General features: G+C 62.8%; 16 protein-coding genes. 8 read left to right on the top strand and 8 right to left on the bottom strand.

What is annotated here, in order from left to right; genetic code table 11:
* Window positions 1–88: 88 nt before the first annotated feature.
* From Q5064_RS00860 to Q5064_RS00850, 3 genes are all read left to right on the top strand, one after another.
* Window positions 89–556: a YbaK/EbsC family protein gene (locus Q5064_RS00860; RefSeq protein WP_302961449.1), complete on the top strand. Its 468-nt coding sequence runs from the start codon at window positions 89–91 to the stop codon at window positions 554–556.
* Between the two features lie 382 nt (window positions 557–938).
* Window positions 939–2,426: an ATP-binding cassette domain-containing protein gene (locus Q5064_RS00855; RefSeq protein ID WP_302961447.1), complete on the top strand. Its 1,488-nt coding sequence runs from the start codon at window positions 939–941 to the stop codon at window positions 2,424–2,426.
* Window positions 2,427–2,543: 117 nt separating this feature from the next.
* Window positions 2,544–3,032, top strand: a complete 489-nt coding sequence (locus Q5064_RS00850; RefSeq protein WP_302961444.1) for a GNAT family N-acetyltransferase — start codon at window positions 2,544–2,546, stop codon at window positions 3,030–3,032.
* A gap of 157 nt (window positions 3,033–3,189) precedes the next feature.
* On the opposite strand, the gene Q5064_RS00845 is transcribed toward Q5064_RS00850, so the two are convergent.
* A complete protein-coding gene (locus tag Q5064_RS00845; RefSeq protein ID WP_302961443.1) occupies window positions 3,190–4,122 on the bottom strand; it encodes a radical SAM protein in 933 nt (310 codons plus the stop codon).
* Window positions 4,123–4,241: 119 nt separating this feature from the next.
* Between Q5064_RS00845 and Q5064_RS00840 the strand changes: the two genes are divergently transcribed.
* Both Q5064_RS00840 and Q5064_RS00835 read left to right on the top strand, forming a co-directional pair.
* Window positions 4,242–4,574 carry a helix-turn-helix domain-containing protein gene (locus Q5064_RS00840; RefSeq protein WP_302961442.1) on the top strand — a complete coding sequence of 111 codons (333 nt, stop codon included), beginning with the start codon at window positions 4,242–4,244 and terminating at the stop codon, window positions 4,572–4,574.
* A 64-nt stretch (window positions 4,575–4,638) separates the two neighbouring features.
* The gene (locus tag Q5064_RS00835; protein ID WP_302961439.1) at window positions 4,639–5,394 is read left to right on the top strand and encodes an NAD-dependent protein deacylase; all 756 of its coding nucleotides are present in this window, start codon (window positions 4,639–4,641) and stop codon (window positions 5,392–5,394) included.
* Window positions 5,395–5,407: 13 nt separating this feature from the next.
* Here Q5064_RS00835 and Q5064_RS00830 read toward each other — a convergent pair whose 3' ends face one another.
* Both Q5064_RS00830 and Q5064_RS00825 read right to left on the bottom strand, forming a co-directional pair.
* The gene (locus Q5064_RS00830) at window positions 5,408–6,634 is read right to left on the bottom strand and encodes an ATP-binding protein (RefSeq protein ID WP_302961437.1); all 1,227 of its coding nucleotides are present in this window, start codon (window positions 6,632–6,634) and stop codon (window positions 5,408–5,410) included.
* 250 nt (window positions 6,635–6,884) lie between these two features.
* On the bottom strand, window positions 6,885–7,535 hold the full coding sequence (locus Q5064_RS00825) for an HAD family hydrolase (protein ID WP_302961435.1): 651 nt from the start codon (window positions 7,533–7,535) through the stop codon (window positions 6,885–6,887).
* Between the two features lie 290 nt (window positions 7,536–7,825).
* On the opposite strand from Q5064_RS00825, the gene Q5064_RS00820 reads away from it, so the two are divergent.
* Window positions 7,826–8,290, top strand: coding sequence for a hypothetical protein (locus tag Q5064_RS00820; protein WP_302961434.1), 465 nt, complete (start codon window positions 7,826–7,828; stop codon window positions 8,288–8,290).
* 105 nt (window positions 8,291–8,395) lie between these two features.
* Window positions 8,396–9,364, top strand: a complete 969-nt coding sequence (gene glsA / locus Q5064_RS00815; RefSeq protein WP_302961433.1) for a glutaminase A — start codon at window positions 8,396–8,398, stop codon at window positions 9,362–9,364.
* A gap of 98 nt (window positions 9,365–9,462) precedes the next feature.
* On the opposite strand, the gene Q5064_RS00810 is transcribed toward glsA, so the two are convergent.
* Entirely contained in the window at window positions 9,463–10,086 is a 624-nt protein-coding gene (locus Q5064_RS00810; protein WP_302961431.1) for a TetR/AcrR family transcriptional regulator, read from the bottom strand.
* Between the two features lie 203 nt (window positions 10,087–10,289).
* On the opposite strand from Q5064_RS00810, the gene Q5064_RS00805 reads away from it, so the two are divergent.
* Window positions 10,290–10,811, top strand: coding sequence for an HsmA family protein (locus tag Q5064_RS00805; protein ID WP_302961429.1), 522 nt, complete (start codon window positions 10,290–10,292; stop codon window positions 10,809–10,811).
* Window positions 10,812–10,992: 181 nt separating this feature from the next.
* Here the strand turns inward: Q5064_RS00805 and Q5064_RS00800 are convergent, their stop codons facing one another.
* The 4 genes from Q5064_RS00800 to Q5064_RS00785 all read right to left on the bottom strand — a co-directional run bounded on the left by Q5064_RS00800 (window position 10,993) and on the right by Q5064_RS00785 (window position 15,057).
* Window positions 10,993–11,370, bottom strand: coding sequence for a hypothetical protein (locus Q5064_RS00800; protein WP_302961428.1), 378 nt, complete (start codon window positions 11,368–11,370; stop codon window positions 10,993–10,995).
* A gap of 137 nt (window positions 11,371–11,507) precedes the next feature.
* Window positions 11,508–13,112 (bottom strand): MDR family MFS transporter, encoded by a 1,605-nt coding sequence (locus tag Q5064_RS00795; protein WP_302961426.1) that lies wholly within the window; start codon window positions 13,110–13,112, stop codon window positions 11,508–11,510.
* 154 nt (window positions 13,113–13,266) lie between these two features.
* On the bottom strand, window positions 13,267–14,427 hold the full coding sequence (nrfD, locus tag Q5064_RS00790) for an NrfD/PsrC family molybdoenzyme membrane anchor subunit (protein WP_302961424.1): 1,161 nt from the start codon (window positions 14,425–14,427) through the stop codon (window positions 13,267–13,269).
* Window positions 14,428–14,439: 12 nt separating this feature from the next.
* The gene (locus tag Q5064_RS00785; protein WP_302961422.1) at window positions 14,440–15,057 is read right to left on the bottom strand and encodes a 4Fe-4S dicluster domain-containing protein; all 618 of its coding nucleotides are present in this window, start codon (window positions 15,055–15,057) and stop codon (window positions 14,440–14,442) included.

The raw sequence follows: 15,057 nt of genomic DNA, 5'->3' as shown, positions 1-15,057 counted from the left end.
CAGCGGCGATCCCGGCTCGTTTCAATTACGGTCGAACCGGGCGTGTGCTATGCTGCTTGCACGTAACGCGCAGCTGGAGGGGGAAATCATGTCGCTGGAGAAGGCGAAAGAGCATCTTGCGAAGTTCGGCAGGGCCGATGCGGTGATGGAGTTCGACACGTCGAGCGCCACGGTGGAGCTGGCGGCCGCAGCCGTGGGGTGCGAGTCCGCGCGGATCGCGAAGACCCTCTCCTTCGCCGTTGGCGACCGCGTTGCCCTGGTGGTATGTGCGGGAGATGCCCGCATTGCCAACCCGAAGTTCAAGACGCAGTTCGCCACAAAGCCGAAGATGCTGAGTCCCGACGAGGCCGAGGCGCGCATCGGCCACGCGGTGGGAGGCGTGTGCCCCTTCGGCGTGAACGAGGAATGCGACATCTACCTGGACGAATCCCTCAGGCGCTTCGACACGGTGTTTCCCGCCTGCGGAAGCTCGAACAGCGCCATCGAGCTTTCCCCCGCCGAGCTAGAGGAAATCACCAGCGGCACCTGGGTAGACGTCTGCAAGCTCCCCGAATGACGGGGTCGTTTGCGGCAGAGGGCCCGGCGGTTCTTGCTGGAGGTTTGCGAAAACAAGAGAAGTTGCTGCGCGCAAACCTCGACTGCCGCAAGATGCCCGCATAAACCTGGTCCGCCCTCGTCGTGGAATGCTATAATCGTGGCACCTTGTCATTCAGCGGAGCCTTTGGCAAGCCTCGCTTCGAGTTAGGTTAGGTTTGATGAAGAACTAGCGATGCCCATTCGGGCGCCCCTTCGACCATTTCCGTATTCCCGGTCGCGCTTTCAGGGTGCCGCATCGCCTTTGCTTCTTCTTCCCCAGAACCGACATACCGCGAGCCTCACCTCGGCGCGGCATACCGCGAGCCTCACCTCGGCGCGGCCTCCTACCCAAGGAGCTCGCCATGCAACTGAATCTCACCTCCATCAGCTACACCTATCCGGGCGGCACTGCGCCCGCGCTTACCGATGTGAGCGCCACCTTTCCCGTTGGCTGGACGGGCATCATCGGCGACAACGGATGCGGCAAGAGCACCCTCGCCCGCATCGCCGCGCGCCTTCTTCGCCCCGATGCCGGAGCGGTGAGCCCGCATCTGTTCTCCGCCTACTGCCAGCAGGACTCCACCCAAACGCCGGCCAACCTGGCCGACCTCGCGTCGGATTGGGGTCAGGACGGCCAACGTATCCGGCGGCTTTTGCACTTGGAAGACGAGTGGTTCTGGCGCTACGAGACGCTCTCGGGCGGCCAGCGGAAGCGACTCCAAATCGCCTGCGCTCTCTTCACGAGTCCCGACGTGCTGGTCATGGACGAGCCGACCAACGACTTAGATGCCGTGACGCGCGACGTTGTGAAGGGAGCGCTTTCTAATTTCGGTGGCATCGGCATCCTCATATCCCACGACCGCGATCTGCTGGACAGCCTCGTCGGCCAGAGCCTGGTGTGCGAGAATCGCCGCTGGGTGATGCGTCCGGGCGGCTACTCGAAGGCCAGCTGCCAAGCGGAAAGCGAGAGGGCCTCCGCCCTTCGCCAGCGCGAGAAGGCCGTACATGAGGCAAAGCGCCTGAAAGCGGAGGCGCAACGTCGAAGCGAGGAGGCCGCCCGGCAACGGGGCAGGCGGAGCAAGCGCAACCTGGCCAAGGGCGACAGCGACGGCCGCGAGAAAATCGGGCGGGCCATCGTCTCCGGAAAAGACGGCGTTGCGGGAAGGCTCTCGGCAACCATGGACCGGCGGCTCGCCCAAGCCGAAGGGGCTCTTGCGGAGCAGTTCGTCGCAAAGCGCTATGAGCACCGCATCAGCGTATTCGGCGAGGCAACGCGAGCGCCGTTCGTGGCCCACTTGGAAGCGAAGGCCCTGCGCGCGGGCGAGTTCGCCATCGAGGTGCCGGAGCTTTGGATCGGACCGACCGAGCACGTGGTGCTGACAGGCGAGAATGGCACGGGCAAGAGCCTGGTCGTGCGCGCGGCACTTGCATCGGCTCCCGAAAGCGTCCGCGTGGCCCTCGTGCCCCAGGACGTCGGAGTTGGCGAGCGCGAGCGCGCGCTGGGCCAACTCCGCGAGCAATCCCCGGATCGGCGCGGTCGCATCCTTTCCATTGTGGCTCAGCTGAACTCAGACCCCGACAGGCTGCTCGATGGCGACGATATGAGCCCCGGCGAACTGCGCAAGCTCCTGCTCGCCGAGCAGCTGGTGCAAGAGCCGAACTTCCTCGTGCTGGACGAGCCCACCAACCACCTGGACGTGGGCTCCATCGAGGCGCTCCAACGGATGCTCGCTGATTTCCCCGGTGCGGTTCTCCTCGTCACCCACGACCGGCAGCTGGCTGACGCAGTCACGCAAACTGCCTGGCACACGGAGCGATGCGACGGCATTGCCAAACTGTGCGTTCGCTGAGCACGTCCCATCGTCCAGAGCGAGCGAAGTGTGATTTCATTTGCAGCATCCTTGCGGGGCGTTGCACCGGACCGTTAGGCTATCATCTTTGAACAAACTGGTAAGAAGGGAGAAGCCATGGGCTGGCGTATTTGGCGGCTGGCGGAGCATACCGAGATGGCGGAGGAGGCGGCTGCATGGTTCTCCTCCAAGTGGGACATTCCCGTTGAGGCCTATCGGGAGAGCATGCAGGAGAGCGATCAAGGCGGCACCGCCGTGCCTCAGTGGTACATCGTGCGGGCCGATGATGCGGCGTCGGGCCGCATCATCGCAGGCTGCGGCATTATCGAGAACGACTTCCACGACCGCCCCGATCTTGCCCCCAACCTCTGCGCGCTCTACGTGGAGGAGGAGCATCGCCATCGTGGCCTCGCGCGGCACCTGCTCGACCACGCCCGCACCGAGGTGTCCGCCATGGGCTATGATCGCCTGTACCTGGTTACCGACCTCGTAGGGTTCTACGAGAAATGCGGGTGGGAGCACCTCGGCGAGGTAAACGAGATCGACGGCGCCCCAATCCGCCTCTACGGCGCCGACGCGCTTTTGCACCGCGAACAGGGGAAGTAAGCGCCTCCTCGAACGCAGCGCGACCGAAGTTTTACTGTCGTTTACTGTTTCTCGCATTTTTTACTGTCGTTTACTGTTCTGTCAGGGGAGCACGGGATGGGACAAGGGCTCATCTCAGGCACAGGTCTTTCGAGAAACTCGCCACGAGCAAAGCCGCTTACAAGTGCCGAAGGTTCGTGCGATAGCTTCGCAGGCGCTCCTCGCCGATCTCGGTAATGACGGTGTCGAGAGCCGTGATGATCTGCTCCCGCTGCTCGGGCAGGCGGCCTTGAAACATCACCGGGTTGGAGGCGCCGAGCATAGCGAACTCGGTCGGCACGGTAAGGGCGCCCACCAGCTCCTTCGCCTCCTCGTACTTCTCCACCTCGGTCGCCTCCTGCCAGTTGCCGGCAACGATTTCCCGGTACAGCTCGGAGTTCTCGTATACCGTGAGCATATTGACACCGATAAGCCAGGGGCGCGTGCAGTTCACCACGGCGGCCGTGCGCCGAGCGCTCTCAAGGCCGCGCCCCTTCCCCGCAATGCCCACCAGGTAGAAGAAGGCGTAGGAAATGCCTGCCGTATCGAGCCGGGCGCACTGCTCAACGATGTCGCGGGCCGCGTGCCCCTTGTGCATGAACGCGAGCGCATCGTCGTCTCCCGTCTCGATCCCCAGGGTAAGCCCATCATAGCCGGCTGCCGCGAGCTCAGCCAGTTCCTCGTCGGTCTTGCGCACCACGTCGGTTATGCGGGAGAAGCACCCGATGCTTCGGCATTCCGGAAAGTACTCGTGCACCAGGCCGGCTATCTCAAGCAGCCCCTTCGCTTTGAGCCCGAAGGGATTCGCCCCCGCCAGAAAAATGCGCTCGCAGCTTGCCCGGCGCGTTTCGAAGAGCCGCTCCTCGGCCTTGCGCAGCGGATCGTGATACCAGGTCTGCGCTTCCAACAGGTCGGCCTCGATATGCTCGATTGGGGATGGCCTGAACTTGAACGGCAAATCGGCGTAAAGCGTGCAGAACTTGCAGGCATGGTGGGTGCATCCCGCCGTTGCCTCGATGATGAGCGAATCGGCCTCGTAGGGCGGCCGCCAGATAGTTCCCGTGTAGTGCATGGCTCGCTTCCTTTCCTTTCGGCTGCTCACCGGCAGCCCCGCTATATGCTGCTATCATGGGAGAAGAGCTACGAACCGTGAAGTACTGTCTTTTTCTGTAGTGCACGAAGGAGGAGCCCATGGCGCAAAGACGCGGCGAGGAGGTCGAACGCTGCCGGTCGGTCTCTACCATCCAGCGCATGATCGGCGGAAAGTGGAAGATCGAGATTCTCTTCTACGTCGCTTTGAAGGACGTGCGCCACTTCGGACAGCTGCGCCGCTGCATCGGCAACATCTCCGAATCGACACTCTCCAAGCAGCTCAAAGAGCTGGTCGAGGACGGCTTCCTCATGCGCACCGACTTCGGCGAGGTGCCCCCGCGCGTCGAGTACACTCTTACGCCCCAAGGCAAAAGCTTCGTGCCGATCCTTCTGGCCATGAAGCAGTGGGGAGAAACCGAGTTGGGACTGTAGCCGACGCAAAGCCGAACATAGCTTCTGCCGTAGTACCATGCAAGTACCCGATAAAGGAGGCCGCATGACCGCAGACGATCAATCCCGAGACGATATCGAGCAGCTGCGTGCGTGGATTCGCGCATGCGCACCAGGGCGCATGGTGTTCTTTGGGGGCGCGGGCGTGTCCACGGAAAGCGGCATCCCCGACTTCCGCAGCGCCGACGGGCTGTACGCGCAGCAGTACCCCTACCCGCCCGAGACCATGGTGTCACGCAGCTTCTTCGACGCCCATCCGCGAGAGTTCTACGACTTCTACTGCGACCGCATGCTGGCGCTGGACGCCGAGCCGAACGCCGCTCACCGCAAGCTGGCCGAGCTGGAGCAGGCGGGAACGCTCTCGGCCGTGGTGACCCAGAACATCGACGGGCTGCACCAGAAAGCTGGCAGCCACACCGTGTGGGAGCTCCACGGCAGCGTGCTGCGAAACTTCTGTATGGACTGCCGCGCGCCTTTCACAGTGGAAGAGCTGCTGGCCCTGCGCGAGCAGGCGCCCGACGGCGTGCCGCGATGCCCGCACTGCGACGGCATCGTGAAGCCCGACGTGGTGCTGTACGAGGAACCGCTGAATGACACCACGGTGCTCGGCGCCGTGCAGGCCATCGCCCACGCCGACCTGCTCGTAATTGCCGGCACAAGCCTGGCCGTGTACCCGGCCGCCGGCCTCATCGACTACTTCGAAGGCGATCACGTGGCCATCATCAACCGCACCCCCACCCCGCGCGACGCCACAGCCGACCTCTGCATCACCGCCAACGTCGGCGAAGTGCTGGGATTTTAGGGGAGCGAGAAGATCAGAGGCCCCACGCAGGAACAATCAGACAGTTTTCGTCTAAGGCTCCAAGATGTTCGGACAGGCAAACGAGCATCCCCATGCCAAGGCCCAACGACGACTTCGCTAAAACCGAAAACGCGCTGATATCCTTTCGTTGCGGGTTGGCACTCCGCTTGATTTCGATAGGATGCAGGACGCCATCGCGCTCGAGCACTGCGTCAATCTCCTTGGCATCGCGATCGCGGTAGAACCAAAGCTTGGCAACATCGCCGCTGTTGGCAAGCGTCTTCATGATTTCGCTCACCACGTAGTTCTCAAGGATTTGCCCCGAGAACGCTCCTACCTCTAATGTTTCCGGCGAGCTCCACCGTCCCAGCCACGCTGCGAGTCCAGTGTCATTGAAATAGAGCTTGGGCGTTTTGACGGCGCGCTTCATCGCATTATTCGAGTATGGCTGCAAGAGGAAAACGATGTCCGACTGCTGAAGAATGCCAAGCCATTCCTGAGCCTTGGCGCGAGGAATGCCCACGTCCCGCGCGAGAGATTCTATATTGAGCAGCTGCCCGGTTTGCGCAGCCACGGCCGCCATGAACCGAGAGAACTCCAGTACGTTAGCCGAGCCGTCCAAATCGCGCACATCACGCTCAATATACGTTTGCATATAGCTGCGATAGAAGTGGTCGACGTTGGGCGTGCGTCCGTTTGCCACCGCCGGCATCCACCCGCGAAAAATGCGCTCATATATTTGAGGGAGCGTGGCGGGAGTTTGGTCGGCAAGCCTCTCCTTAAGCGACGGTATGGCGATTTCGAGACGGCCAAGGGGGCCGCTTCCGTACAGCTCATGCTGGGAGAGAGGCAGCATGTGGAGGATGCCAGCCCGCCCCGCGAGCGACTCCCCCGCAAGCTTCATGAGGGGAAAAGGCTGCGATCCCGTAAGCCAGAAGGCCCCGCACACATCGGGGTGATTGTCGGCATAGATTTTCAAATAGGGAAAAAGCTGGGGAGCATACTGGACTTCGTCAATGATAAGGGGAGGCTCGTGAAGTTGCAGGAACAGCTGAGGATCGCTTTGCGCGAGAGCACGCTCCTGCAGGTCGTCCAAGCTCACAGTAGCGCGACCGTCCTTAGCTAAATGGTTGAGCATGGTTGATTTCCCGCACTGCCGCATACCTGTAAGGAGCACAATGGGAAACTCTGAGGCATAGGCGAGAAACTCGTTCTCGATATCACGTGTAATGTAGTTCACAGGGGCTCCTTCCTGGTGCTTCGGCTAATCTTATCATAAATATAAAATTAGCCGAAGCGAGAGGAGCGTGCCAAGCCATCCTTGTCGCGAACGAAGAGGGGCGGCCGGTTCGTGTACCAGGACGAGGACGAGCTGGTCGAGAAAACGACCCCTTTCCTCATGGAGGCGACCGGCATGTCGCAGGAATAGATCGCCTCGTTCATGGGTGTTATCGTCCCTCACTTGAAGCACTGGCAGCGATAGGACGCCCTCAAATCGACAGGCGCTCCACCATCACGCTCAGCGATTCACACATCATCGTGGGATTTTCGGCGGCGAGCGCCTCGGCGGGGAACATGCCCCAAAGGGCGGCCACGGTGGTGCAGCCAGCGGCGTTGCCGGCCTGGATGTCGAAGGGGCTGTCGCCCACATAGAGGCAGCGAGTCGGATCGAGCCCCATGAGCTCGCAGGTACGCAGCAGCGGCCCGGGCGCCGGCTTGTGCTCGGGCCAGTCGTCGGGGCCGATGAGCACGGGGAAGAACTCGGCGATGCCGCTCATGGCCAAACCCCGCTCGGCCAGGGCGTGGCGCTTCGACGTGACCACCGCCATCGGAATGCCCGCGGCCCGCATGCGCTCAAGGGCCGCCCGCGTATCGGGGAAGGCCCGCACCTGCGCGTCGTGCACGGCCACGTTGTGCTCGCGGTAGGTCGTCAGCAAATGCTCGGCCAGCGCCTCGTCACCTTCCGCAAAGCCGACCATCTGATCGCGCAGAGGCGTACCGACGCCGGCCATGAGCGCGTCATCGGACAAATCACGCCCCAGCACATCGTTGATGGCGTAGCGCATAGAGGCGAGAATGATGTCATAGGTGTCGATCAGCGTGCCGTCAGCATCGAACAAAACGCCCTGAATATCGTTCATAGAAGCCTTTCCGCGGGGCGGCCGATAGGATTGGTAGCCATTGTAGAACAGTTGGCACGTCTCACCTACAGAAGCGGGAGGATACCCCCATTCTGCCCCGCTCGGCCGCCATAGAAAAGGCCGCTCGGAGCGCAACCGCGAAGATCGGCGATTTCTACCACAGAGGACCTCCTTCAACGCCAGCGGAAACAGTGGGAAACATTGTAGCATGGCAGAAAGCCGGCTCTTGCACCTGCAGTACAATCCAAAGACCAGCGAACAATGCGCTCGGAAAGGTTCGGCCTCCATTCATGAGATCTCGAAGTCACAGCGTAGCCACTCTAGCGTGCCGCCCCCGATTCCCCCTCGGCAGCGCAGCCGTCGTCAGACGCACGGCACGAGCGCTCATCTCCTTGGGGCTGGCGGTCCTCCTGTGCTTGCCGGGCTGCGGCTTTACCCCCGGGGAGAGCCAAGGCACACCCTCCCACGATACAGCCACTGCGGAAGCCACATCGCATCTCACGTTCCGAACCGACGAGAAGCTGCAGCAGCATTTCAAGAAGCACGGCTGGGAAACCGGATGCGACACCGCCGAGGAATACCTTGCCGCCGCCAACTCCGTCATCGCCAACCCCGACTCGCTCCACAAACTGCAAGCCGAAGACGGCGACGACCTCTACTTCCTGGAGAGCACCGGCGAGTTCGTCGTAGTCTCCCCCGCCGGCTACATCCGCACCTACTACCTTACCGACCGCGACTACTTCGACCGCCAGTGAGAAAACACCTCATCCCACAGTTTGCCAACGAGGGGCGAGGTGTATCGCCGGTGGCGGGGAAGGCGGCGTACCATGGGGTTGTTCGCGCTTTGAAGGAGAACCGCCATGGTTACCACGCTTTCATTCGACCAAATCAGCAGTGCCGTCCGCGATGCCTACAACGCCTGCAAAGGCGTGACGGGCGGCCAGAATGCGCACTACATTCCCTATCTGGCAAACATCGACTCCAACTTGTTCGGCATCAGCCTGTGCTTGCCCGACGGACGTATCGTCTCCGTCGGCGACACCGACTACCGGCTCGGCATCGAATCGGTCTCGAAGGTGCACACAGCCATTCTCGCCATGGAGCAAGCCGGCACAAAGACCGTCCTAAACGACATCGGCGCCGACGCCACGGGGCTTCCCTTTAACTCCATCTTCGCCATCTTGCTGGAAAACGATCGGCCTTCCACGCCGCTCGTCAATGCCGGGGCTATCGCGGCCTGCTCGCTCGTGGATCCTCACGGCGACGCAGAAGGCAAGTGGAAGGCCATCTTCGACAACATGACTGCGCTCTTAGGCAGCGAGCCCGTGCTCATCGACGAGCTGTACCGCTCGGAGTCGGCCACGAACTTCGAGAACCGCTCCATCGCGTGGCTGCTGCGCGAGTACGACCGCCTCTACGACGACCCCACGATGGCACTCGACCTGTACACGCGCCAGTGCTCGCTCGGCGTGACCGCCGAGCAGCTGGCCGTCTCGGCGGCCACCATCGCCGCCGACGGCGTGAACCCGGTTACCAAAAAGCGCGTATTCGACGCCTCCATCTCCCCGAAGATCGTGGCGCTCATGAGCTCCGTCGGCTTCTACGAGCACTCGGGCGACTGGCTCTACACCACGGGCCTGCCCGCAAAGACCGGCGTAGGCGGTGCCGTCATCGGCGTCATGCCGGGGCTCTTCGGCGTGTGCGCCTTCGCGCCGCCGCTCGACGATGCCGGTAACTCCGTGAAGGCCCAGGCCGCTCTGAAGCACCTGATGAACAGCTTGAACCTGAACGTGTTCTCCAACACCCACTTCGATATCGCCAGTGCCTGAGCGGCGGCAGCGCACCTTTCCGGCACCTGAGCGGGCGAAATGGGGTTACCCCGCCAGCGTTCTCTGAGCAGAACGTGCCAGCAGGCGTGGGAATCGCCCTAGCTGTACAGTGCGTCGCGCAGCAGAGCGAACAACGTCTCGTCGAGGGGCTTTTTGCGGCGCGCGGCATCCACCATGGTCTCCCACACAAGATCGCACACACGATCGGGGGAAAGCGCGCCCACGAGCTTCTCGTGGCATATGGCAGGATCGCGCATGAGCGCCATCTGCAATCCTTGACGCACATGGGCGAAACTCGCCGCCTCGCGACGGCGCGCCCCGGCCAAATCGTAAGACCCGAGCGCGGTAAGCCCCTCGAGGAAATCGGATCGGAACTCCTCCAGGGCCTGACTTACCTCACCGGACAGCTGCTGGCAAAACGCTACAAAGTCATCGCACTCGAACTCTGTCGAGCTGCCCAGGCCAGGGCTGCTAGTACTCTCCGCCTCCTCGCCCCCATTCGCCGTACCCATGCAGCCAGAAAGAGCCCGTTGCCAGAACCGGCCCACGACGTCGTTGACCAAATCGGACTTCGTGGGGTACGAGTTGTACACCGTGCCCACCGCCACCCCGCACGCCGTCGCAACAGCTCGAATGCTCAGCGCGCCCAAGCCCTGCGTGGTTGCAATCTCGTAGGCCGCATCCAAAATCTGATCTTTGCTGATAACAGGGCGATTCCCCATGACCTGTCCTTTCCAGCATGCCAACATGAACAGTGCTCATTATGAATGTCCGAGACGTAACAAGTCCGTGAAAACCTTGCGAATCCGCACAATCGCCCTTGCCCTCGCTGTCCGTTGCTCCTATCATGAACATTGTTCATTAATGAACAATGTTCATGATAGATGCCTGGCGCTCTTATGCCTTCATCTGAGAAAGGAGCCTCATGTCCCCCGAGCTTATTGTTTCCACCGTGGCTATTTCGCTGGCACTCCTCTTCTATACGTGGGGCGTTTTCGGTGAACGCCGTCACGGTTCGCTTAACTTGAAGTACGTCCTGCTGTTCTGGGCGGGTCTTGTCTGCGACACCACTGGCACCCTCATCATGAGCAACATCGCCAGCCAATCGAACGCCACTGGCTTCGGTATCCACGGCCTTACCGGCGCGCTGGCCATCGTGCTCATGATCGTGCACGCGCTGTGGGCCACTTTCACCTATCTGCGCGGCAGCCAGCAGGCGCGCCGTCGCTTCCATACCTTCAGCACCGTCGTGTGGCTGCTGTGGCTCGTGCCCTACATCATCGGCATGCTCGTGGGCATTCCGGCCATTCATCTGAAGGCCGTCTGCGCCATCGGCACGGCCATCGTGGTGGTGGGGCTTCTGGCCGCCTATCTGTTCGCTCGCGATCGCAACGATGACAAGCCACGCCCGTCGGGCCATGGTCACGGCCCCGCGGCATCCCGATAGCCGGCAACGGGCCCTTGCGCTTCATTGCGCAAGGGCCACGGCAGCGCAGGCAAGCACTCTCGTTCAGCAGCCTGCGAACAGTGTCGCAGAACGGGCATCGCCTTCGACCTCGCCATCTGCGCTATCACCTTCAGGATGTCGGGACGCCTATCTGCCGCCAGCTGGGGGGGCGAAAGCGTACCTATCCTCCACCATCGGCCGCAGCTGTTCCTTCAAGAAGGCAGACGCCGTAGAGAAAACGGGGAAGCTCGCAGGCGAGACAGCGCGAGGCCGTCAAGGGGCTCTCTGTGAAGCTGCCATCCTCCTCCCAGCGGCTGCTCGTCTCCCCCAAACGACCGGCCACCTCGACTCGGGCGTGTTCCACCAGCCCCCGAAGGACAGGATTGCGGTACAAGGTGCTGCGAGACACCTGCGCCCGCTGGGCTACCTGGTAGAACGAGGGCACCCTCCCCTCTTCCGCCAGGGAGGCCACCGCATCCCGCACGCGCTGCTGAACCTCCTGACTACGCGCCTGCCGCGATGCCGAAAGCACTTGGGGGCAACATTTCAGCGTTCCCATGATCCCCTCCTTTGAACACAAACATTTGTTCTTTACAGGAAGGTAGTCTAGCTGAAAAAATACTTCTCGCTGGCCTTATTGCGGGACACAGAGGCGCTTTCTCCTCTGAACCTCTTCTAGCAGGGGAACCCGCGCGTCTAATGCTGCCCTTTCCCCTGACCGCCGTGGTTGATGGTGGTGGCCAGAGGGTGGCGCTTCAGCATGAGCATCATCACCAGGCAGGCGAGCATCAGCGGCACGAACCAGAGGAACAGCGGCAGCAGCGCATCGGAGTAGCCGGCCGAGATAACCGCCTGGGCGCTGGCGGGCAGCTTGTCCACCACCTGGGGGGTGAGCGTGGCAAGCGACAAGTTGTCCACATGCGAGAGCTTCCCCGCCACATCGGCCGTGAGCCGTGCCGTGAACAGCGCCCCCACCAACGCCGTGCCCACCGAGGCGCCGATCTGCCGGAAGAAGTTGTTCGCCGCCGTGGCGGTGCCCACCATGGCGTGCGGGAACTCGTTCTGCACGACGAGCACCAGAAGCTGCATGCCGAGCCCCATGCCAAACCCGAGCACGAACAGGTACGCCACGGGAATCCAGAGGGGCTCGTGCACGGCCAGGCGCGACAGCAACAAGAGCCCCACCGTGCTCACCACGCACATTGCCACGAGCATGCCCTTGTAGCGGCCCGTCTTCGACGCGACCCAGCCGGTGACCGTCGAGGTGATGAGGATGCCCACACTCGTAGCCGTGCACACCAGTCCCGCCACCTCGGGCGAGAGATTGTCCACGATCTGGAAATACGTGGGCAGGTAGTTGAGCGCGCCCATGAAGCTGATATTCAAGAACAGCCCCGTGATGGAGCAGAGCACGAAATTGCGGTTGCGGAACAGCCCGAGGGGAATGATGGGCTGCGCAGCGCGGCGCTCCACCAGCACGAAGGCAACTGCCGCCGCGATCGCGAGCGCCACAAGACCGAGGAACTGCCAGCTGCCCCAGGCGAACAGCGTGCCGCCCCAGGCCATAGCCAGCACCAGCGAGGTAACGGACACGGTCATGGCCATCATGCCCGGCCAATCGAGGGGCGTGTGCCCCAAGGGCCGCTCGTCGCGCGGCAGGGTGAATCCGAGCACCGCTACCGCCAGAAGGGCGATGGGCACGGTGAACCAGAAGATCCACCGCCAGCCCGTCACCTGCACGAACCAGCCGCCCATAAGCGGCCCCAGCACGTTCGATACCGCGAACACCGCGCCGATAACGCCCATGTAGGTACCGAGCTTGCGCGGGGGCACCACGTCGGACAGCGTCGCCTGGGACAGAATGATGAGGCCGCCTCCGCCCAACCCCGAAATGAGACGGCCGCCGATGAGCATCTCCATGTTCACCGCCACGCCGCAGAGCACCTTGCCCGCCGCGTACAGGGCAAGCGCGCTCATCAGCAAATGCTTGCGGCCGATAAGGTCCCCCAGCTTTCCGTACACGGGCATCGTGACGGTAGACGCCAGAATGTAGGCGGTGGAGACCCACTGCATGATTTCCACGCCGTTCAGGTCGCCCACAATAGTGGGCAGCGCCGTTGAGGCGATGGTCTCCGACAGCGAGCTGATGAACATGGCCAGCAGCAACCCGAAGAACACGAGGGCCAGGGCGCGGCCGTGCAAGCCGCCCTCCGACGGCCTCGCACCCGCCGCGGCAGAGCCGACGGCGGGTGCGGGAACAGGTGCGGAAGAGGAAGAGGAAGCGGGTGAGGAAGCAGCCATGGGCGACGGTCCTCCTTCGGGGAAATCGAGACGTTTCCCCTGATTGTAGAAGACCTGCGAAGCCATCGCCCCAGGTGAATGGCCATTCCTCACCAGACCGTTGCCAGCCCGTCGCCGACGCTGCCCCAGCAAGCGCTCCCCGAGGAGGAGCTTGCTACTTCCCCAGCAGCTTCTGGCAGAGCACTGTGAACGCGCACACGCCCAGGGCGAAGATGCCCACGGTCAGCACGACCTCCGGTACCGTAGGCGCGTATGCGCCCATTACCGACCACATATCGGGCGCGCCTGCCGCCTGGGCAGCCGTGGTGCCCAGGGTAATGCCCGGGCCACCGACGATGTTGGGCACGGCGAACCCGGTGAACATGAGCCAGCAGCGCTTGCAGAACACGCCGGCCACCACGAGCGCAGATGCCACACCCACGATCTTCATGCTGCGGCGGTTCTTCGCGAACACGAGCAGGCAGAAGGGAATCACCAGACCGCACATCACCTCGAACCAGAAGAAGGGGGCCGTGCCGCCGGCAAGCAGCGTGTTCAGCACCGCCAGACCGCCCTCGGTGCCGTTGTAGGCCGTCGTGAGGATCTCGCAGCCGATGAAGTAGGCGTCCACGGCGATGCAGGTGCACAACAGTCCCGCCAGGCTCGTGATCAGCTCATTGGCCGTCTGGAACACCCCGCGCGCTCGCAGGCCGAGCAGCGCCAGCACCAGCAAGGCCAGGCCCGAGTCGAGCGCCGAGGCCACGAAGATGGGCGCCAGAATAGCGGTGTGCCAGGCCTCGCGGGCAATTTCCAAACCGAAGATCCACGCGGTCACGGAGTGCACGAGGATGGCCACCGGCAGCGCGAAGCGCGACACCACCGCCACCTTCGCCGGATCGGCCTTCGCGGACGTCATGAAGTACAGGTACAGCAAATTAATGACCAGGTACAGCGTGATGACAATCATGTCCCAGGCCAGGGGCGACATGAAGTTCAGCCCCGTCACCATGCGCCAGATGCGCTGGATGCCGCCGAGATCCACGAGCACGCAGATTCCCGCGCAGCAGATGCACACGAGCGACAGGATGACGGCCGGCAGCGCCACGGCCTTGTACTTCTTAATGCCGAAGATGGAGGCCGACGAAGCAACAATAAGGCCGCCGGCGGAAAGGCCGACGAAGAACATGAAGCAGGTGAGGTAGAGCCCCCAACTCGTGGAGTTGTTCATGCCGGTTATGCCGAGTCCGAACATCAGCTGGTAGACGTACACGCCGGCACCCACGAGGGCCAGCACGCCCGACCCGACGACAAGCGGATTTTTCATCAACGAAGTCATAGCACCGTCCCCCTAGCGAACGTAGAAAACCTGCGGGCGCGTGCCCTTATCTTCCAGCAGAACCTCGGCGCTGCCCTCGCGGCGCAGGCGCGATACGGCGGAATCAGGGTCGTCCAGATCGCCGAAAATGCGCGCGTCACCGGGGCAGCAGTGCACGCACATGGGCACCTCGCCCTCGTCGGTGCGCTCCTTGCACAGGGTGCACTTCTCCATCACGCCGCGGCTGCGCTCGGGCACCCGCGCATCCCCATAGGCCGCCCCCGTGGCGCGCGCCGGCTCATTCCAGTTGAAGACGCGGGCGTTGTAGGGGCAGGCGGCCATGCACATACGGCAGCCGATGCACTTGTCGTAGTCGATCTCCACGCGACCCAAGTCATCCTTGTAGGTGGCGCCGGTGGGGCACACGCGCTCGCAGGCCGGGTTCTCGCAGTGCTGGCACGCCAGGGGCAGATAGGTGCGCGTGAGGTGCGGGTAGACGCCCTCGGCGCCGTCGAACTGCTCGCAGCCCTCGGTCAGCACCCGGTTCCACAGCATTCCGTCGGGCACGTTGTTCTGCATCTTGCAGGCCACCGCACAGGTGTTGCAACCAATGCAGCGACGCAGGTTGATGCCGATGGCAAGCTTCGTCAT

The sequence above is a fragment of the uncultured Adlercreutzia sp. genome (assembly GCF_958431955.1).
Classification (GTDB): domain Bacteria; phylum Actinomycetota; class Coriobacteriia; order Coriobacteriales; family Eggerthellaceae; genus Adlercreutzia.
The sequence above is the reverse complement of the archived record's forward strand: the minus strand, read 5'-3'. Positions and strand labels throughout refer to the sequence as shown.